The sequence below is a fragment of the Streptococcus equinus genome, assembly GCF_049393805.1.
GTDB classification, from domain to species: domain Bacteria; phylum Bacillota; class Bacilli; order Lactobacillales; family Streptococcaceae; genus Streptococcus; species Streptococcus equinus.
The window spans coordinates 922,718-941,423 of sequence record NZ_CP185763.1; the positions used below are offsets into that span (position 1 = coordinate 922,718).

An 18,706-nucleotide genomic window follows, 5' to 3' on the forward strand; every position below is an offset into this window, starting at 1 on the left:
AATCATTAATCCCCATTAGATTGTGAACCTGATGTTTCTCCAAGTTCTTTAGAAAGCTTACTAATTTCTTTCTCGTATTCGTTGAGTTTCTTTTGCTTATCAGAACCACTCATTTTCGTATCAGCTTTCACTTTTTCATATAAATTCGTATAAGCGTGTAAAATCAACTGAGTGTCGCCGATATTTTGAGCCACATCAAGTGCTTTTTCCAAGTCACCACGTCCTAAATAAATCCAGTAATTTAAAATGGTTTCATCTGAAGACTGAGTAATCGTATTTAAAACAGCTTCCATTTGCTCAGAATTAAGATTATCTAATTTTACAAAACTAGTTGCCAAAACATACTTGGCCGATTTCGGCAGACGATTAATACCGTAAGGTTCTAAGATATCAATAGCCTTGTCATAATCAGTTGACATAAAAGCAGCTTGCGCATCAATCACAGCATTTTTCAGCGGTAAATCTCTCGAATATGACTTATAAGTAAAGAATCCTAAAGTCAATGTTGCTACTGCTAGAACAATTGCTCCGACAACTAACGCACGCCATTGTTTTTTATTAACTTGGACCTTACTTTCTTTATTTTTTTGCTCTAAACGATGACATTCTTCACTGATAAATTGATTAATTTCAGCAATCGAATGAAAGGCATTGATTTTTTCAGCAATTGACTCACGAACCGCATCGAGTCCTTCAACCGCTAATTCAAAATCAACCTTGGGCAACAAAATAGAAGCCACTAAAGCTTTATAAACCTTCAAGTAGCGGTCTTGATTAAACACTTGAGGCGCTAAAATATGACTGACCCCATAGTGAATCAAACGAACATCATTACCTGAAACATAAATATTTTGCGGATGAAGGTAAACAACATTAAAGTCATTTGGTTTTACAGTCAGTGTCGCCACTTTTTGAGCTAAAGAATAACGCTCCAAATCTGTCGTTGCCTTAGCAATGCAAGTTGCTAAACTCTCTGAAAAAGCTGGCAACTCATATGCTAAGATCAACTCCCCATTTTCAGTCAATGATACTTGCGCCTTAACGTATTCTTTAATAAATTCTTGGCTCTTTCGATCATAATCACTTGGCTGCACAGTCACTAATAACTGATTGTCTTTTTCTACAAGTTTTAAATGGTTATCCTCAAATATCATAAGTTTTAATCTCCAAAATATCCCCATTTCCTAACGGAAAATTAACTAACATCTCGTAGCGATTTAAAGTTATCGCCTTATTTTTCAAGCAAAGTTCCCAAGCTTGATCTTCCTTTTCAACAAAACCCAGCCGAGACAAAATATGTAATTCTCTTAATAACTCTTCTAGCTTAATAAGAGACAAACCTCGCGAAATTCGTAAATCAATTTGCTTATCTTGATAAGCAATTGTAATATCAATGTTGTCGAATGCCATGACGTTTCCTTCCCAAATAAATTCCCAATCCTGTCATCAAAATAAAAAAGCAAAAAACAGCAATCGAATTCAAATACGATTTCTTCTGAGATTGGTTCTCTTTAGCAACTTTATAACTCTCATCAACATGATAATTAACAAATTGCTTTGACGTCACCTTCTCAGTATCTAAGCGATAATAAATTGTCTTTTCATTATCTTTCTTAAAAACAGAATGATTTGCAGTTGTTAGCATCTTCTTTTCTTTTTGATGTTCCTTATCGACAACTTCTTGTGTGCGATTTAAGAAAAGATTCGGCGCATAAAGCTCCTCAATGCTATTACCTGCTGACTTCTGTTTCGTGTTAGAAATAGAGTCCGTATTTAAATTTAGATTGCCGTTTTCTGCCAAAACGACTGATGTGCTTAAAAATAAACACAAAATATAAATCCCCATTATCCCTTTTTTCATTTCCCTAAATATTCTATATTTAAATTCCCTTTCATGTGTGTCTCATAATTATACCACTTTTTAAGCTATCTACCAATAGCAAAATAAGCCTTTTCACTCAAATATTTTGCCATATAAAACAATATCATAGGGCCAATTTATTTATTCATCCGATGAAATAAAATTTATTTTTTGCGGTTTATACTTTACAAAAAAAAATAAAAGCGTATAATTTAGAAAAAAATGAATTTTAAAGGAGATTTATATGGCCGCTATTAGCGTAACACCAGAACAACTTAAGGAGCAAGCTCAAGTTTACACTCGTTCAAAAGAACAAATTGAGCAAGCTATCCAATCTGTAAACAGCATGAACAGTCAAATTGCTGAAGAATGGAAAGGTCAAGCTTTCAACGCTTACCTTGAACAATACAACCAGCTTTACACTCAAGTTCAAAAATTTGAAGAGTTGCTTGCAAGTATCAATCAACAATTAAACAACTATGCTGAAACTGTTGCAGAACGTGACGCACAAGACTCTGCTTCATTCGGACTTAACTAATTTGTTCTGGCAAGGTGGACTGGGAGACTGTTGAGAATATCATTAACAGAATCCACCTTTTCCAAAATTTGATTTTAACAGCTACTGTAAACCTAAGTTTACAGTAGCTTTTTTTATCTTTACACTCTATTTTTTATAATATATAAAATTTTTATATATTATGCTTGACTTTTCGATTAAGCTAATTTATAGTTTATATATAAAATATTTATATATAAAAATTTTATATATTGCCAGAAAGGAATTTGCTATGTATTTTCCAACTTCTGCGACGGTTATTGAATTTCTTATCCTAGCGATTGTCGATAAAGAAGATTCTTATGGTTACGCTATTAGTCACACCATTAAAAAAGTGGCTAACATCAAAGAATCAACGCTTTATCCCATCTTAAAGAAACTCGAAAAGGCAGGTTATTTAAACACCTACCAACAAGAATACCAAGGTCGCAAACGCAAATACTATACCACTACAGAAAGAGGTAAACAACAGCTCACCTTTCTAAAGGGTGAGTGGCAATTGTATATCACAAAAATCGATGACATTGTTGAAGGGAGATTAGAGGATGACGAAAAGTGAATACTTGGCAAAATTAGATAAATATCTAAAGAAATTGCCAAAAGAGGATTATCTGGAAGCAATGGACTATTTCAGAGAATATTTCGATGAAGCTGGTCCTGAAAACGAAGAAGAAGTTATTGCTGAACTAGGCACTCCTAAAGAAGCCGCGCATGATATTATTAGTCGATTACTCAATGAAAAAATCGTTGAAGATGAAAAAACACCTAAAAACAGAGCTGTTATTTTCTGGATTGCTATCTTAGCCATTCTAGCTAGTCCAGTTGCTTTACCGCTTGTCTTTTTACTTTTAATGATAATTGTTGCTATTGTAGCTGTCGTTGTCAGCATACTTGTTGCAGTCATCGCTTTAGGGGTTGGGCTTTTCATTTCTGGTGGAGCTCTACTTGTTAATAGTTGGTCTTATCTCAACATTTCTTATGCAAGTACGACCCTCGGACTTGGCTTAGGACTACTTGCTGGCGGCTTATCAATACTTGCCATTCTAGCTGCTGGTGCCGTTTGTAAATATACTGGGATTGGACTTGTCAACTTAACAAAAATCATTGCAAGCAAAAGGAGAAAATCATGAAAAAGTGGACAAAAATTGTTTTAGGTATTGGTATTGGTGCTAGTTTAATCGGTGCAGGATTGACTGCTGCAGGACTTGCTGGTGGCGGGCTTTCACAACTTCAAAGTTATTATGATAACAAAGAAAAACATGACTCGCATTTTTACACAAAAACAGTAGAAAATTTTGACAAAATTGATATTGATACGACAGTGTACAATGTCATCATCACCCCAACAAACAGTGATAAACCAAGCATCTCATACACAGATAATTCAAAACTTCGTGTTTCTCATCAAGTGACAAACGACGGAATCCTAGCTATTAAACAAACTGGCGACTGGAAAGAATCAACAACTGGCATTCACTTCCCTAGCCTATCTGATTTTCTGACACTTGCCAAAAATGGTGTCGTTACGGATAACCACACCATTACTATTGCGATTCCTAAAAAAACAACTATTCACTCACTTATTGCAAAAGTCAAAGTTGGTGACCTTCAAATCAATCATCTAACTGCTGATTATGCTAACATCGACCTAAATGCTGGTGATTTTGAACTCACAAACAGCTACTTCAAATCAGGTAAAAGTAACTTATCTGTCGGGGATAGTAATTTTCAAGATGCTCAGCTAAAAAATTTCACTTTGACAAGTAACACTGGTGATATCGACTTTGAAAATGGTAAAGTCTCTGACTCAACGATTAGTCTCTCAATTGGAGATTTTTCAGCCGACAATATTGCATTTGAAAATAAAAATGAGCTCTCCGTTTCAACAGGAGATGTTGACATTACGCTAGCTGACAAAAATCTTACCCTCCAAGCTAGCAACAACTTAGGAGATGCTGATATTTCTGATTCACTCAAACCATCTACAAGTAACATTTTAAGTCTCAAAGGAAATACGGGTGATATTTCTATCCAGTAAACTAAAAAGGTATCGCAATGCGATACCTTTTATTTTATTAAAATAAAAATGTTAACAAGGCTAAAATAGCTAGGCCACCTTGCTTAAGTATGATTTTTTTATCAGCCGTCAAGCTACCATAAATTGCTGCCAAAATAACGTTCAAAAGAAAAATAACCACAATACTAATATTTTCTGTAAAGATACCGTAAAGCAAAAATACCGCAATCAAACCATTATAAATTCCTTGATTTTTAAATAGACTAGTTACAGACTCACGTTGTAACTCTTCTTCTGACATGTTAAAGACACGCGCTGTCGCTTTGGACTGCGTCGCAAAAGTTTCTAAATACATGATGTAAAAATGCTCTAAGGCTACTAAAATAGCTAAAACTATTGTAATAATTGACATGTTTTTTCCTCTTTTCATAAATTTAAAGTTTTACAAGCCTGTAAACATGTTGTAAACACTTCTAAACTATTTGACTTTTGTTAAGTATACAAAAGCTTACACAGTTCTTCAAATGATTTGCTTACAAAAAACAGAGGATAGAAAATCTATCACTCTGCGTCTTGTTTTCTATAAATGATAAGTCCTAATACCATGAAAGCAATAAGGAATCCAATTAGAACACCAACTTCTTTTCCAATTGAGCATGTCATTGAAATGGTTTGACGTAAACCTAAAACAATGTAAGACATTGGCATATATGGATGTACAACTTGGAAGAATTTCGGACTAAGTTCAATTGGATATGATCCACCTGCAGACCCTACTTGTAAGAGCAACATAAGCAATGAAGCAAATGAACCATAGCGGTTATCCCAACCGACCAAGGCTGTAACAAGTGCCATCAATGTCCATCCACTCAAGATGATGAAGAGAAGTGTTTGCCAACCATAGTTAGCTTCAACTCCAAGAAATTGAATAGCTACATAAAGAATGATTGAACCTGCTGTTGAAATCAAACCATTGATGAACAATTTTTGTTTTGCCCACTCAAAGCGATTCTTAACAGGACGACCTGATAATGAATCAGCAAAGATAACATTTGTTGAAAGAGCAACAACCATAAGTGATACAGCAATCATGTAAGGCGCCATACCAATACCATTTGTTTTCACGCTATCTTTATCCTTAGCTGTTGTAGAAACAGGTTCAGAAACAAGTTTTGCATTCTTACCGTCCACAGAGACAAGTGATAATTGGTGACTTGCATCAGAAAGTGACGTTGTCAATGTTGTCAACCCATTTGTCATTGTTGTCAACCCATTTGTCAATGTACCACTACCAGCAGCCAATTTGCTTGATCCAGAAGCTAATTCTTGTGCCCCTGATTGTAATTGCTTAGCACCACTATTTAGCTTATCATTGTTTGCAGCTAACTTGTTAGCACCTGATGCTGCTTCACTTGCACCGCTTCTTAACTCATCACTTTTAGAATCGAGTTGATTAGCGCCATCTGTTGCTTTTTTGACACCGCCAGCTACTGCCTTACCACCGCTTACTAATTCTTCATTTTTCGCAGCTAAAGCTGAAGTTGCAAATTGAACTTGAGCAAGACCATTACTTAATTCAGGACTATTTAAAACAAGTTGATTGCTACCTGAGCTCAATTGAGAGGCTACAGATAGTAACGCTTCATTATTACCAGTTAATTGGTTAGCTCCTGTAGTTAATTGTCCAACAACTGATGTATAGCTAGAAATACCTGAAGCCAAAGCTGGAATACCTTTATCTGATGTCAAACCTGCTTTAAATTGCGTTAAACCATCCACTAATTGTTGACTTCCTGCGCTAGCAGTTGAAGCATTAGCTTTTAAGGTAGCTACTTTATCAAGAAGAACTGATAAATTCGTTAATTGTGCTGATAAATCTTGAAGTGAGGCAAGCTGTGTTTGAATACCTGAAATTTGACTTTTTAAATTATTTGCAGTTGTTGCACCACTATTAGTGATAGCAGCATTAATTTCATCTTGTTGTTCTGGGCTAAGACCTTGGTAAGCAGACGTTGACTGTACTGCTGCCAAGTCTGAACTATTAATAGATGAAATCGCTGAACTAATCGCAGACAAATCTTGTCCAAGTTGATTTAGACTATTAAGATTTGCTTGTAATCGTGAAATGTCTGGCAAGCTTGTATTATTTAGTTCATTTTGAGTGGCTTGTAAGCCGTTATTTAGGTTAGTCGCACCTGCAATTAATTGATCTAGATTATTGCTACTTTCTGTTTGTAATTGATTAATACCATCAGTTAAATTTTTAGATTTGGCATTTAATTGAGTCAAACCAGCTGAAAGCTGACTTACGCCATCAGTATATGAAGTTACTGCTGTTTCAAAGGCAGATTGACCAGCTGAGATTTTTGAAACACCATTAGCATACGTATTAAACCCTTGCGTTAATTGAGGCATTCCATTGGCGACTTGACCTTCAACAGTGGTATACTCTGACACACCTGCTGATAATTTATTAGCACCAGCTAATAACTCTGGTAAACCAGCTGATAATTGTCCGACACCATTGGTATATGCTGAAACACCTCCAGAGAGTTTGTCAAGACCAGGTGCTAATTTTCCAACACCAGCTGTATATTCACCAAGACCATTGGCAAGTGTTGTTGAGCCATCAGCAAGTTGTTGGCTTCCTGATGCGGCTTTATTAAGGTTATCTGTAATGATTTGGCTACCTGATTCAAGCTTTTGACTTCCATCAACCAGTTGTGTTCCACCATCACTAGCCTTTTTCAAACCATCTTGAAGACTAGTCATACTTTTGAAGACTGCTTTCGTATAAGTCTTCGTGATATTTTCTGAGACAGTATCCTTAAGCTTAGTCATTGCTGATTCACTCATTTTTGAAGCAACCACACTACGACCAGCTGTTGTCTGATATTTAATGTTTAGTTTCTTCGGTTTATCTGTTAGCAAGCTTGAAGCTTTCTCTGACAAATCTTCTGGCAAAGTGATAACCATATAGTAGTCACCATCTTTTAAGCCTTGATCAGCTTTTTTCTGACTAACAAAATGATAATCGAGGGCTTTATTTTTAGACATGCTGTCTACCATGTCGTCACCGATTGTTAATTTCTTGTCATTAAGCGTTGCTGTCTTGTCTTCATTTACAACTGCCACTGGTAAGTTATCTAAGCTACCATAAGGGTCCCACATAGAGCCTATAAATGACAAGTTATAAAGAGCTGGCACAAGCGCAACCCCAATCATTGTTACCCAAAGTTTAGGATTTTTAATAAGTGCTTTTAATTCTTCTAACATATTTTCTCCTAATTTAGACACACTGTTCAAAAATTATGATAAAATATATTATACAAGGATATAAAATAATTTCAAGACAAAAGAAGGAGTTTTTGGACACCCTGTCTAAAAGTGTTCAAAAGGTTTTTTAGTATGGCACATGACAACCGCAAAGCAAACACAAGAAAAGCTATCCAAGAGGCTATGGTAACTCTCTTAAAGTCCGAAAGCTTTGATGACATCACAGCTATTAAAATCGCTAAAGAAGCTGGTATCAGTCGCTCAAGTTTTTACACTCACTACAAAGATAAATTTGAGTTAATTGATTCTTACCAACAGACACTCTTCAACCAAGTCGAGTACATTTTTGAAAAGCACGAAGGCAGTAAAGAACACGCTTTTTTGGAAATCTTCGAATTTCTACAACGCGAACAATTATTGTCAGCTTTGATTTCAGCAAACGGGACACGCGAATTTCAAACGTTTATCATCAACAAAGTCCGTATCTTTATCAATACAGACTTGCAAGATCGATTTGGACGCGAAGTTGCTTTATCACCAATTGAAAGAGAATACAGCAGCATTTATTTCGCCTATGCATTTTTTGGTGTTTGTCAAACATGGATTGCTAAAGGTAAGAAAGAATCCCCACGTCAAATGACTAATCTCATTTTAAAGTTATTACCTCTTTAAATAATTTTACCGCCGTTAGGCGGTTTTTTATTTTTTTAAAACAAAAAAACCACGGCAAAAACCGTGGTTTTAAATACTTCAATAAACTGAGAATTAAAGCATTTTGTTGTAGTATTCAACGATAAGAGCTTCGTTGATTTCTGGGTTGATTTCGTCGCGTTCTGGAAGACGAGTCAATGAACCTTCAAGTTTTTCAGCGTCGAATGATACGAATGCTGGACGTCCAAGAGTAGCTTCAACAGCTTCAAGGATAGCAGGTACTTTAGCTGATTTTTCGCGAACTGAGATAACTTGACCTGGAGTTACGCGGTATGAAGGGATATCAACACGTTTACCGTCAACAAGGATGTGACCGTGGTTAACGAATTGACGAGCTTGACGACGAGTAGTTGCAAGACCTAGACGGTAAACAACGTTGTCAAGACGACGTTCCAAAAGAACCATAAAGTTGAAACCAAGAGTTCCACCTTTAACTTTAGTAGCTTGTACGAACAAGTTACGGAATTGTTTTTCACCTACACCGTAAGTGAAACGAAGTTTTTGTTTTTCAGCCAATTGCAAACCGTATTCAGAAAGTTTGCTACGGTTGTTAGGACCGTGTTGACCTGGCACGTAGTTACGACGTGCTAATTCTTTACCTGTACCTGTAAGAGACAAGCCAAGGCGACGTGATTGTTTCCATGATGGACCAGTATAACGTGACATTTAAAATGTCCTCCTATAAAATAAAAATTTTGTAGGAAATAACAATTTAGAGAATCCTGATTCGTGCAGTTGACTTTCATCTAAACAGCCAAGATTACTTTTCCGACTTCTAGAAGCTTTTCCATAAAAAGAAAAACTGTAGAAGAGCCAACTGTTGACGAGCTTCATACTCTCCCGCTATTATTTCACACGGAACTTAGTTTAACATAAAAAAAAGGCTCTGTAAAGCCTTTTGTATGCTAATTCTAAGATTAATTTAATCAAAATAACGAATCAATGTTTTTTCAGTTAAAATATCTGAATATGTGTATGATTCGACGTAAGAATTATTGATAGCACCTGGAACATCAGAATTCTCATTGTATTCAACGATAAATAATGATGGGTACACTTCAGTTAAACGACCGATTTTATTTTTTTCACGTTTACGGCCATTTTCTAGTGTCAATTCAACCAATTGACCTTCGTGTGCTTTAATATCCTCTTTAATTTTCTTCATTTTAGCAACATCTGCAAATGCATCGCTCATATTTTATTGTACTCCTTAATTTTATTAACGCTCTTCAAACTGCGCAATACTAGAAAATTTATTGTATTCCTTCTGGAAAATGAGTTTTACTGTCCCACGCGCACCAGAACGGTTTTTTTCCAAAATAACTTCAATGGTATTATCTTCAACAGCCTCATCGCTCTCTTCACCCTCACGGCGATAGTAATCATCACGATACAAGAAGGCTACAATATCAGCATCTTGTTCGATAGATCCTGATTCACGAATATCAGACAATACAGGACGCTTATCTTGACGCTGTTCAACACCACGAGATAACTGACTCAATGCGATAACTGGTACTTTCAATTCTTTCGCCAAGATTTTCAATTGACGTGAAATATCAGATACCTCTTGTTGACGGTTTTCAGGACGTGTACCTGTAATCAACTGAAGATAATCGATAACGATTAAACCAAGTCCACCCTCAACTTCTTGAGATAGTTTACGCGCACGCGCACGTATTTCAGTAATTTTAATACCAGGCGTATCATCGATGTAAATTGGTGCTTCAGCTAAGGCACCTTGAGCAATCGTAATGTTATTCCACTCTTGATCGGTTAACTGACCTGTTCTAAGGTGATGAGAATCAACCATTCCTTCAGCAGCCAACATACGGTCAACCAAACTTTCAGCCCCCATTTCTAGAGAGAAGATAGCTACTGGTCGATTTTGCTTAGTTCCGACATTCTGTGCGATATTTAGTGCAAAGGCAGTCTTCCCGACGGCTGGACGTGCTGCCAAAATAACCAATTGATCAGGGTGCAAACCTGTCGTAATCTTATCCAAATCACGGAAACCTGTTGGTAATCCCGTAACATCACTCGTTTGGCGTGAACGGATTTCTAAGTTTTCGTAGTTTACTTTCAAGACATCTGAAATCTTGCGAAAACCACTACGATTACTGTGCTCGTTAATCTCAACAAGAGCTTTTTCAGCACCGGCAATCACATCCTCTGAATCCGTAGCTCCTTCATAAGCTAGATTTACAGTTTCTGTCAATCTAGAGATAATATTACGCAGCATTGCTTTTTCAGCAACAATCTTAGCGTAATACTCCGCATTGGCACTTGTTGGAACACTGTTGACCAACTCAACAATATAAGACAAGCCACCAATATTTTGCAAATCTCCTTGATCATCAAGAATGGTTCTCACTGTTGTAGCATCAATAGCCTCATTACGATCACTTAAGGTAATCATAGCTTTAAAAATCACTCGGTGTGAGTATTTATAAAAATCATCTGGGCTAACAAATTCACGAACAGTGATGAGTTTATCTGGCGAGATAAAAATAGAACCTAATACAGATTGCTCTGCTAATAAATCCTGTGGCTGAACTCTCAATTCTGGCTCTTCTGCCAAACTTTTCACCTCCCCTAATAAGCTCGAATACGAATTATGCTTCTTTAATGTTTAATTTGATTTCAGCGGTTACTTCTTTATGTAATTTCACAGGTACTTCGACAGAACCAATTGCACGAATTGGGTGATCTAAAGTAATAGAACGTTTGTTAATTTTTAGACCGAATTGTTTTGACAATTCTTCTGCAATTTTCTTAGCCGTAATTGAACCAAAAGTACGTCCATCTGGACCAACTTTTTCAGTGAATTTAACGACAGTTTCTTCTTTTTCAAGTTCTGCTTTAAGAGCTTTTGCTTCAGCCAAAACTTCAGCTTGCGCTTTTTCTTCTGACTTTTGTTTTCCTTTCAATTCACCAATGGCTTGATTAGTAGCTTCTTTAGCAAGATTTTTCTTAATCAAAAAGTTTTGAGCGTATCCAGTTGGAACTTCTTTAATTTCGCCTTTTTTACCTTTTCCTTTAACATCTGCTAGAAAAATTACTTTCATTATTCTGCCTCCATATTTTCTCTTAAATCATTTTCAATCACATCAAGTAGCATTGCTTCAGCTTGGCTGACCGTTGTATTTTCTAGCTGACAAGCAGCCAATGTAAAGTGACCACCGCCGCCGATTTCTTCCATCATACGTTGGACATTAATCTTACTACGACTGCGTGCTGAGATAGCAACTGTGTTTGGTGCCACTTGCACCAATACAAATGTCGCCTCGATACCAGCTAGAGATAACATGGTATCTGCCGCCTTACTAGCAACTACTTTACTGTAATTAACATCATCACGCCCACTTGCAATGATGATATTGTCATAAATTCTGCGACCTCGAAGAATTAATTCATTAACCAATCGGTATTCCTCAAAATCTGTTTGAGAAATATTTTGAATCTCAATACTGTCACTACCATGAGCTCGAAGATAACTTGCAACATCAAACGTTCTGCTTGTAACACTTGCTGAGAAGTTCTTAGTATCAAGCATAATACCAGCCATCAAGATGCTTGCTTGAATCTTACTCAAACGTTTCTTAGCATTTTGAAATTGAATCAACTCTGTAACAAGTTCACTGGCACTACTTGCACCACTTTCAATAAATGTCAAAACAGCATTTTCTGGGAAATTATCATCACGACGGTGATGGTCAACGACAATCACATCGTTAAACTTATTATAGAGCTCTTGCGACAAGGTCAAATCAATCTTAGAGTGATCGACCATAATCAACAACGATCTCTCAGTCAACATTGACAAAGCCTGATTAATCGTAATCAGTTTAGTCTTTTCATCCTCTTGCAATCGTTTGATAGCACGCGTGATATCTGGAGTCATTTCATTTGGATTGTAGACCACATAAGACTCTTCATTAACGTTACTTGCAAAGAACTGCATACCAACAGCAGAACCAAGCGCATCCATGTCAATATTACGGTGACCAACCACAAACACACGATCAACACCTTTAATATGATCTGAAATAGCAGTCATCATAGCACGTGTACGCGTACGAGTTCGCTTAACAGTAGAAACAGATCCGCCACCGAAGTACAATGGTTTCTTATGCTCATCATTTTCACAAATAACGACCTGATCTCCACCTCGAACAAGCGCAGTATTCAAATTTTGCAACGCAACTTGTCCAATTTGTTGATGATTATCATCGCCATAAGCCACTCCAATACTAAGGGTCAGTGGCAAATTGTGTTCTTCTTTTGCCTGTTTTCGGAAAGCCTCCAAAACATTGAATTTATCGTCAATTAAAGTACTCAATACCGCATAATCTGTGAAAAAGTAGAAACGATCTAAATTAACACGGCGATAAAAAATATTTTTTGATTTAGTAAAATTCGAAATAAAGTTGGCAATAAAGCTATTGATTTGTGAAATCTCAGCATCCGACAAATCATCTGTAATGTCATCATAGTTATCGATTGAGATAACTCCAATTACTGGGCGCAAAAAAGCCACATCGCCTAACTGACGATTTCCCATAGATGTATCGAAGAAATAGAAAATTCCCGTTGATGAATCGATGTAAGATGAGTACTTATTACCATTCAACTCAAATGTCTGACTAGCATCACCTTCACGCTTATTCCCAATAATTCTCCGAATGATGTCGTCCTCAAACTCTCCTTCTTCACTAGTAAAAATAAGCTCTGCGTACGGATTAAACCACTCTACCTCATTTGTCTCTTGATCAAATTGAACAACACCTACTGGCATTTGTTCCAGAAGATGTTTTAATCCAACTTCTGTTTTGTCGTTTAACAATTCAATTTGTTCAAGCTCTGATAACTCATAAGTTTCCTTTTGATAGTAGAGCAAAGCTACAAGTAAAGAAAGCGCCAAAAAGATTGCAGCTAAGATAGCTGACTCCGTCTGAAAAAGTCTGACACAAATAGCCAAGATACCAAATAAAATAAGGCCAATCATGACTAAGTGGATAGTTGCAAATCGAAATCTTTTCATTGGTTAACCTCTTAGCTTATAATTATACCATAAAACAGCCCTATTTAATAGGGCTGCGTTCTGTTTAATAATTACAGTTTGATGACTTAATCTTCGTGATGGCGATGGTGTTTTTGTTTACCTTCCAAGTAAACCATCAAGATTGAAATATCGGCTGGGTTAACCCCTGAAATACGGCTAGCTTGACCGATAGTTTCTGGATTAATTTTCTTGAATTTTTGACGAGCTTCTGTCGCAATAGAATCAATATCATCCCAATCGATATTAGCAGGGATACGTTTTTCTTCCATGCGTTTCATCTTAGCCACTTGATCAAGAGCTTTGTTGATGTAACCTTCGTATTTGATTTCTGTTTCCAAAAGTTCAATCACTTTGCTATCAAGTTTTTCTTCGGCAGGACCAACAAAGCTTGTTGCAATTTCATAATTGATTTCAGGACGACGCATGAATTCTTTAGCTGTCAAGGCATCTGTCAACGGTTTGAAACCTAATGCTTCGATACGAGCGTTTGTTTCCTTGACTGGCTTGATTTTAAGGCTTGACAAACGTGTCAACTCATTGTCAAATTGACGTTTACGCTTCAAGAAACGAGCATAACGTTCTTCATCAACCAAACCAACACGATGACCAATCTCAGTCAAGCGCATATCTGCATTGTCATGACGCAAAATCAAACGATATTCTGCACGACTTGTCAACAAACGATAAGGCTCCAAAGTTCCTTTAGTTACCAAGTCATCAATCATAACACCGATGTAAGCATCACTACGTTTAAGAATCATTTCTGGTTTACCTTGAACTTTCAAAGCAGCATTAATACCAGCAACAATACCTTGACCAGCAGCTTCTTCATAACCTGATGTTCCGTTAGTTTGACCTGCTGTGAAAAGTCCTGAGATTTTCTTCGTTTCAAGCGTTGCACGCAATTGGTGTGGAAGAACGATATCGTATTCAATCGCATAACCTGTACGCATCATTTCGGCATTTTCAAGCCCTTTGATAGAATGAACTAATTCTTTTTGAACATCTTCTGGAAGACTAGTTGACAAACCTTGGATGTAAACTTCTTCTGTTTCACGACCTTCTGGTTCTAAGAACAATTGGTGACGTTCTTTATCCGCAAATCGAACAATTTTATCTTCGATAGATGGGCAATAACGAGGGCCAACACCTTTAACAATACCAGAGAACATTGGTGCACGATAAAGGTTTTTATTGATAATATCGTGACTAGTTTGGTTAGTGTATGTCAACCAGCAAGGAATTTGATCTTTAAGATAATCTTCATCATTTGACATGAATGAGAAATGATTTGGTTTTTCATCACCTGGTTGGATTTCTGTTTCATCATAGTTGATAGAACTTGCTTTAACACGTGGAGGTGTTCCTGTTTTGAAACGTCCAATTTCAAGACCAAGTTCTTTCAAGTTGTCAGCAAGACCGATAGAAGCCAAACTATTATTAGGACCTGATGAGTACTTGAGTTCTCCTAAAATAATTTCTCCACGAAGAGCTGTTCCTGTTGTGATAACAACAGCTTTAGCTGAGAATTTTTGGTTAGTAGCTGTACGAACACCAACAACTTTTCCATCTTCAACTAGAACTTCTTCAATCATTGATTGACGTAAAGTCAAGTTTTCTTGTTGTTCAACCGTATGCTTCATTGTACGTGAGTAAAGTGCCTTATCAGCTTGAGCACGAAGAGCACGTACAGCAGGACCTTTACCAGTATTGAGCATTTTCATTTGGATGTAAGTCTTGTCAATGTTTTTACCCATTTCCCCACCTAGGGCATCGATTTCACGAACGACAATCCCTTTAGCAGAACCCCCAATTGCAGGATTACATGGCATAAAGGATAACATTTCCAAGTTGATTGTAGCGAGCATTGTTTTACAACCCATACGAGCTGCAGCCAAACTAGCTTCAACACCAGCATGCCCTGCACCAACAACAATTACATCATAATTTTCAGCAAATTCATGTGTCATGATTTAATTACAATATCAAGTAAACAGTTACTAGGTTTTATCCAATTTGAACAGCTTAAAATCTAGCTATCTACTTAAAGCATTCCTTTCCAAATATAAAATGATTTATAAAACACAAAAATGATCAAAACCCTCGAAAATTGTGCAGTAAAAACGCACAATTCTCATGAGCTTTGACCATCATGATTATTGTTATGATTATTGTATCAAATTAAGTTAAAATGTCAACTTATCTTTACAAACTTGTCAATTAGATGTATTGGCAAGCAACGCCGTCTTTGTAAGCCATATCGATGATACCGCCACCGAGGCATTCTTCACCATCATAGAATACGACAGCTTGACCTGGTGTGATAGCACGTTGTGGTTCAGCAAAAACAACTTCTGCTTTGTCACCTTTTACATGAACAGTAACTTTTGAGTCCGGTTGACGGTAACGGAATTTAGCTGTTACTTCCATTGTAAATTCTTCTGGCATATCACGTGTGAAGTGAACGCTTGAAGCATCAAGGCTAGTTGACATTAATGATTCATGATAGAATCCTTGACCAACGTAAAGAATATTTTTTGAAAGATCTTTTCCGACAACAAACCAAGGAGCATTATCGCCACCTTGTTGACCACCGATACCAAGGCCTCCACGTTGTCCAATTGTATAGTACATCAATCCAGCGTGTTCACCCATATCACGACCATCAACAGTCATCATACGACCTTTTTGTGCTGGTAAATATTGACTAAGGAATTGTTTAAAGTTCTTTTCACCGATAAAGCAAATTCCTGTTGAATCTTTTTTCTTAGCCGTAGCAAGACCTGCACGTTCTGCAATTTTACGTACTTCTGGTTTTTCCAAATGACCAAGCGGGAACATTACTTTTTGCAATTGTTCTTGTGACAATTGGCTCAAGAAATAAGTTTGGTCTTTGTTATTGTCTGCTCCGCGAAGCATGTGAACTGTACCATCTTCATCACGAGAGACTTGTGCGTAGTGTCCAGTCGCCACGTAATCAGCACCAAGTGTCATGGCATAATCAAGGAAAGCTTTAAATTTGATTTCTTTGTTACACATAACATCTGGATTTGGTGTACGTCCTGCACGATATTCCGCTAGGAAATATTCGAAAACGCGATCCCAATATTCCTTTTCAAAGTTAACAGAGTAGTAAGGAATACCAACTTGGTCAGCTACAGCTGCTACATCTTTATAATCTTCGGTTGCTGTACACACACCGAATTCATCTGTGTCATCCCAGTTTTTCATGAAAACACCAATAACATCGTAACCTTGTTCTTTCAAAAGAAGAGCTGTTACAGACGAATCAACGCCTCCACTCATACCGACAACAACACGTGTTTTTGAATTATCTGTCATGATAATCCTCCCATCAAGATATTTTTTCGAACATAGGCTTGAAGGGCCTAGTTTTTCAAAAATCGATTTGAAGGTCGATTTTGAATGCGTGAAACCACGCGAAGTCTATTATAACATGAAATCTCTATTATGTAAGTCTTTTATGCTTTCCTTTTACATTTTTTTCTCATTTTTAATCAAGTTAAGCGGTTTATTATCGTTTACCCAAGTCATATCCTTTGTTATAATAAGTAAGCATAGATTCTTAAAGGAGTAGATATGAAAAATCTTAAATTCCAATCCGTATTTGACATTATCGGACCTGTTATGATTGGCCCATCAAGCAGCCACACTGCTGGAGCTGTTCGTATTGGAAAAATTGTTAACTCTATTTTCGGAGAAATCCCTGATTCCGTAACATTTCATTTATATAATTCATTTGCTAAAACTTACCGTGGACATGGAACTGATAAAGCACTCGTTGCAGGTATTCTAGGAATGGATACTGACAACCCAGATATTAAAAATTCATTAGAAATTGCCCACCAAAAAGGGGTTCGCATTTATTGGGATATTTTAAAAGACAGTAACGCTCCTCACCCCAATACAGCTAAAATTACCGTAGAAAAAGGGGATAAAAACATGAGTATCACTGGTGTGTCAATCGGTGGTGGAAATATCGAAGTCACTGAGCTCAATGGCTTTTCTGTTTCTCTCAAGATGAATACACCTACTCTAATTATCGTTCACCAAGATATCCCTGGTATGATTGCTAAAGTAACAGACATCCTTTCTGAGCACAATATCAATATTGCTCAAATGAATGTTACCCGTGAGCGTGCTGGCGAAAAAGCGATTATGATTATCGAAGTGGATTCACGTGATTGTCACCAAGCTGTCGAACAAATTCAACACATTCCACACTTACATAACGTAAACTTCTTCGATTAGAAAGGAAAAAGATGTTTTATTCTATTAAAGAATTAGTCGAACAAGCAGACCAGAGATTTGACGGCAACATCGCTGAATTGATGATTGCAACAGAAACCGAATTAAGTGGACGTAGCCGTGAAGAAATCATCCATATCATGGAAAAAAATCTTCAAGTCATGAAAAATTCTGTTACTGATGGATTAACACCAAGTAAATCTATCAGCGGTCTAACTGGCGGTGACGCTGTCAAAATGGACAATTACCTAAAATCAGGTAAAACATTGTCAGATACCACTGTTCTTACAGCAGTTCGAAACGCTATTGCTGTCAATGAACTAAATGCAAAAATGGGACTTGTCTGTGCCACTCCAACAGCTGGTTCTGCCGGATGCCTACCTGCTGTACTAACAACTGCAATCGACAAACTAAACCTTTCTGAAAAAGAACAACTCGACTTTTTGTTCACTGCAGGAGCATTTGGTCTAGTAATCGGAAATAACGCCTCTATTTCTGGTGCTGAAGGTGGCTGTCAAGCCGAAGTTGGTTCTGCTTCAGCAATGAGTGCAGCTGCGCTAGTCAAGGCTGCTGGTGGATCTGCTTTCCAAGCCAGCCAAGCTGTTGCCTTTGTTATCAAAAATATGCTTGGTCTTATCTGTGACCCTGTCGCAGGGCTCGTCGAAGTTCCTTGTGTTAAGCGCAACGCTTTAGGATCTAGTTTTGCACTTGTTGCTGCCGACATGGCTCTGGCTGGTATCGAATCACAAATTCCTGTCGACGAAGTCGTTGATGCGATGTACCAAGTTGGGGCAAGTCTTCCAACAGCCTTTCGTGAAACCGCCGAAGGCGGGCTCGCTGCTACACCAACTGGACGTCGTCTTCAGGCTAAAATATTTGGTGAATAAAGATTTAGTATTTCAATACTAAATTCAAAAATTGCTTAGTAATTGACAACTTCGTCAATTAATG

The 18,706-nt window shown here is 37.1% G+C and carries 19 protein-coding genes; 7 read left to right on the top strand and 12 right to left on the bottom strand.

Features of this window, described 5'->3' with window-relative positions:
* Positions 1-5: 5 nt before the first annotated feature.
* Genes essB through essA form a run of 3 tightly spaced genes read right to left on the bottom strand, consistent with a single transcriptional unit; the run spans position 6 to position 1,861 of the window.
* Positions 6-1,154, bottom strand: coding sequence for a type VII secretion protein EssB (essB, locus tag ACN0NP_RS04470; protein ID WP_423217648.1), 1,149 nt, complete (start codon positions 1,152-1,154; stop codon positions 6-8).
* A complete protein-coding gene (locus ACN0NP_RS04475) occupies positions 1,144-1,410 on the bottom strand; it encodes a hypothetical protein (RefSeq protein ID WP_423217649.1) in 267 nt (88 codons plus the stop codon). Before ACN0NP_RS04475 ends, essB begins: the two co-directional genes overlap by 11 nt.
* The gene (gene essA / locus ACN0NP_RS04480; protein WP_423217650.1) at positions 1,391-1,861 is read right to left on the bottom strand and encodes a type VII secretion protein EssA; all 471 of its coding nucleotides are present in this window, start codon (positions 1,859-1,861) and stop codon (positions 1,391-1,393) included. Before essA ends, ACN0NP_RS04475 begins: the two co-directional genes overlap by 20 nt.
* Positions 1,862-2,105: 244 nt before the next feature.
* On the opposite strand from essA, the gene ACN0NP_RS04485 reads away from it, so the two are divergent.
* From ACN0NP_RS04485 to ACN0NP_RS04500, 4 genes are all read left to right on the top strand, one after another.
* Positions 2,106-2,399, top strand: a complete 294-nt coding sequence (locus ACN0NP_RS04485; protein WP_021143347.1) for a WXG100 family type VII secretion target — start codon at positions 2,106-2,108, stop codon at positions 2,397-2,399.
* 250 nt (positions 2,400-2,649) lie between these two features.
* Complete coding sequence (locus ACN0NP_RS04490) at positions 2,650-2,976, top strand: PadR family transcriptional regulator (protein ID WP_021143348.1); 327 nt, start codon at positions 2,650-2,652, stop codon at positions 2,974-2,976.
* Positions 2,963-3,547 carry a DUF1700 domain-containing protein gene (locus tag ACN0NP_RS04495; protein ID WP_423217651.1) on the top strand — a complete coding sequence of 195 codons (585 nt, stop codon included), beginning with the start codon at positions 2,963-2,965 and terminating at the stop codon, positions 3,545-3,547. The genes ACN0NP_RS04490 and ACN0NP_RS04495 overlap by 14 nt, the downstream gene beginning before the upstream one ends.
* Positions 3,544-4,455: a DUF4097 family beta strand repeat-containing protein gene (locus ACN0NP_RS04500; protein ID WP_423217652.1), complete on the top strand. Its 912-nt coding sequence runs from the start codon at positions 3,544-3,546 to the stop codon at positions 4,453-4,455. The genes ACN0NP_RS04495 and ACN0NP_RS04500 overlap by 4 nt, the downstream gene beginning before the upstream one ends.
* Positions 4,456-4,492: 37 nt before the next feature.
* Here ACN0NP_RS04500 and ACN0NP_RS04505 read toward each other — a convergent pair whose 3' ends face one another.
* Both ACN0NP_RS04505 and ACN0NP_RS04510 read right to left on the bottom strand, forming a co-directional pair.
* Positions 4,493-4,846 (bottom strand): DUF1304 domain-containing protein, encoded by a 354-nt coding sequence (locus ACN0NP_RS04505; protein WP_004233620.1) that lies wholly within the window; start codon positions 4,844-4,846, stop codon positions 4,493-4,495.
* A 149-nt stretch (positions 4,847-4,995) separates the two neighbouring features.
* Positions 4,996-7,710 (bottom strand): YhgE/Pip family protein, encoded by a 2,715-nt coding sequence (locus ACN0NP_RS04510; protein WP_423217653.1) that lies wholly within the window; start codon positions 7,708-7,710, stop codon positions 4,996-4,998.
* A 132-nt stretch (positions 7,711-7,842) separates the two neighbouring features.
* Between ACN0NP_RS04510 and ACN0NP_RS04515 the strand changes: the two genes are divergently transcribed.
* A complete protein-coding gene (locus tag ACN0NP_RS04515) occupies positions 7,843-8,382 on the top strand; it encodes a TetR/AcrR family transcriptional regulator (RefSeq protein ID WP_288263692.1) in 540 nt (179 codons plus the stop codon).
* A gap of 93 nt (positions 8,383-8,475) precedes the next feature.
* On the opposite strand, the gene rpsD is transcribed toward ACN0NP_RS04515, so the two are convergent.
* The 7 genes from rpsD to mnmA form a co-directional block, all read right to left on the bottom strand.
* Positions 8,476-9,087, bottom strand: coding sequence for a 30S ribosomal protein S4 (gene rpsD, locus ACN0NP_RS04520; protein ID WP_004233633.1), 612 nt, complete (start codon positions 9,085-9,087; stop codon positions 8,476-8,478).
* A 256-nt stretch (positions 9,088-9,343) separates the two neighbouring features.
* A complete protein-coding gene (locus tag ACN0NP_RS04525) occupies positions 9,344-9,616 on the bottom strand; it encodes a Veg family protein (RefSeq protein WP_004233634.1) in 273 nt (90 codons plus the stop codon).
* Between the two features lie 24 nt (positions 9,617-9,640).
* Positions 9,641-11,002 (bottom strand): replicative DNA helicase, encoded by a 1,362-nt coding sequence (dnaB, locus tag ACN0NP_RS04530; protein ID WP_024344459.1) that lies wholly within the window; start codon positions 11,000-11,002, stop codon positions 9,641-9,643.
* Positions 11,003-11,036: 34 nt separating this feature from the next.
* A complete protein-coding gene (gene rplI, locus ACN0NP_RS04535; RefSeq protein ID WP_004233636.1) occupies positions 11,037-11,489 on the bottom strand; it encodes a 50S ribosomal protein L9 in 453 nt (150 codons plus the stop codon).
* Positions 11,489-13,465, bottom strand: coding sequence for a DHH family phosphoesterase (locus tag ACN0NP_RS04540; RefSeq protein ID WP_021143359.1), 1,977 nt, complete (start codon positions 13,463-13,465; stop codon positions 11,489-11,491). Before ACN0NP_RS04540 ends, rplI begins: the two co-directional genes overlap by 1 nt.
* An 86-nt stretch (positions 13,466-13,551) precedes the next feature.
* Positions 13,552-15,456, bottom strand: coding sequence for a tRNA uridine-5-carboxymethylaminomethyl(34) synthesis enzyme MnmG (gene mnmG / locus ACN0NP_RS04545; RefSeq protein ID WP_021143360.1), 1,905 nt, complete (start codon positions 15,454-15,456; stop codon positions 13,552-13,554).
* A gap of 250 nt (positions 15,457-15,706) precedes the next feature.
* Positions 15,707-16,828 (bottom strand): tRNA 2-thiouridine(34) synthase MnmA, encoded by a 1,122-nt coding sequence (mnmA, locus tag ACN0NP_RS04550; RefSeq protein ID WP_004233645.1) that lies wholly within the window; start codon positions 16,826-16,828, stop codon positions 15,707-15,709.
* Between the two features lie 258 nt (positions 16,829-17,086).
* Here mnmA and sdaAB point away from each other — a divergent pair, with 258 nt between their 5' ends.
* Both sdaAB and sdaAA read left to right on the top strand, forming a co-directional pair.
* The gene (gene sdaAB, locus ACN0NP_RS04555; protein ID WP_039691227.1) at positions 17,087-17,758 is read left to right on the top strand and encodes an L-serine ammonia-lyase, iron-sulfur-dependent subunit beta; all 672 of its coding nucleotides are present in this window, start codon (positions 17,087-17,089) and stop codon (positions 17,756-17,758) included.
* Positions 17,759-17,769: 11 nt separating this feature from the next.
* A complete protein-coding gene (gene sdaAA, locus ACN0NP_RS04560) occupies positions 17,770-18,642 on the top strand; it encodes an L-serine ammonia-lyase, iron-sulfur-dependent, subunit alpha (RefSeq protein WP_004233649.1) in 873 nt (290 codons plus the stop codon).
* Positions 18,643-18,706: the final 64 nt, after the last annotated feature.

Coding starts and splice junctions, on each gene's coding strand:
- essB (WP_423217648.1), bottom strand. CDS start 1,154: ATGATATTTGAGGATAACCATTTAAAACTTGTAGAAAAAGACAATCAG.
- ACN0NP_RS04475 (WP_423217649.1), bottom strand. CDS start 1,410: ATGGCATTCGACAACATTGATATTACAATTGCTTATCAAGATAAGCAA.
- essA (WP_423217650.1), bottom strand. CDS start 1,861: ATGAAAAAAGGGATAATGGGGATTTATATTTTGTGTTTATTTTTAAGC.
- ACN0NP_RS04485 (WP_021143347.1), top strand. CDS start 2,106: ATGGCCGCTATTAGCGTAACACCAGAACAACTTAAGGAGCAAGCTCAA.
- ACN0NP_RS04490 (WP_021143348.1), top strand. CDS start 2,650: ATGTATTTTCCAACTTCTGCGACGGTTATTGAATTTCTTATCCTAGCG.
- ACN0NP_RS04495 (WP_423217651.1), top strand. CDS start 2,963: ATGACGAAAAGTGAATACTTGGCAAAATTAGATAAATATCTAAAGAAA.
- ACN0NP_RS04500 (WP_423217652.1), top strand. CDS start 3,544: ATGAAAAAGTGGACAAAAATTGTTTTAGGTATTGGTATTGGTGCTAGT.
- ACN0NP_RS04505 (WP_004233620.1), bottom strand. CDS start 4,846: ATGTCAATTATTACAATAGTTTTAGCTATTTTAGTAGCCTTAGAGCAT.
- ACN0NP_RS04510 (WP_423217653.1), bottom strand. CDS start 7,710: ATGTTAGAAGAATTAAAAGCACTTATTAAAAATCCTAAACTTTGGGTA.
- ACN0NP_RS04515 (WP_288263692.1), top strand. CDS start 7,843: ATGGCACATGACAACCGCAAAGCAAACACAAGAAAAGCTATCCAAGAG.
- rpsD (WP_004233633.1), bottom strand. CDS start 9,087: ATGTCACGTTATACTGGTCCATCATGGAAACAATCACGTCGCCTTGGC.
- ACN0NP_RS04525 (WP_004233634.1), bottom strand. CDS start 9,616: ATGAGCGATGCATTTGCAGATGTTGCTAAAATGAAGAAAATTAAAGAG.
- rplI (WP_004233636.1), bottom strand. CDS start 11,489: ATGAAAGTAATTTTTCTAGCAGATGTTAAAGGAAAAGGTAAAAAAGGC.
- ACN0NP_RS04540 (WP_021143359.1), bottom strand. CDS start 13,465: ATGAAAAGATTTCGATTTGCAACTATCCACTTAGTCATGATTGGCCTT.
- mnmG (WP_021143360.1), bottom strand. CDS start 15,456: ATGACACATGAATTTGCTGAAAATTATGATGTAATTGTTGTTGGTGCA.
- mnmA (WP_004233645.1), bottom strand. CDS start 16,828: ATGACAGATAATTCAAAAACACGTGTTGTTGTCGGTATGAGTGGAGGC.
- sdaAB (WP_039691227.1), top strand. CDS start 17,087: ATGAAAAATCTTAAATTCCAATCCGTATTTGACATTATCGGACCTGTT.
- sdaAA (WP_004233649.1), top strand. CDS start 17,770: ATGTTTTATTCTATTAAAGAATTAGTCGAACAAGCAGACCAGAGATTT.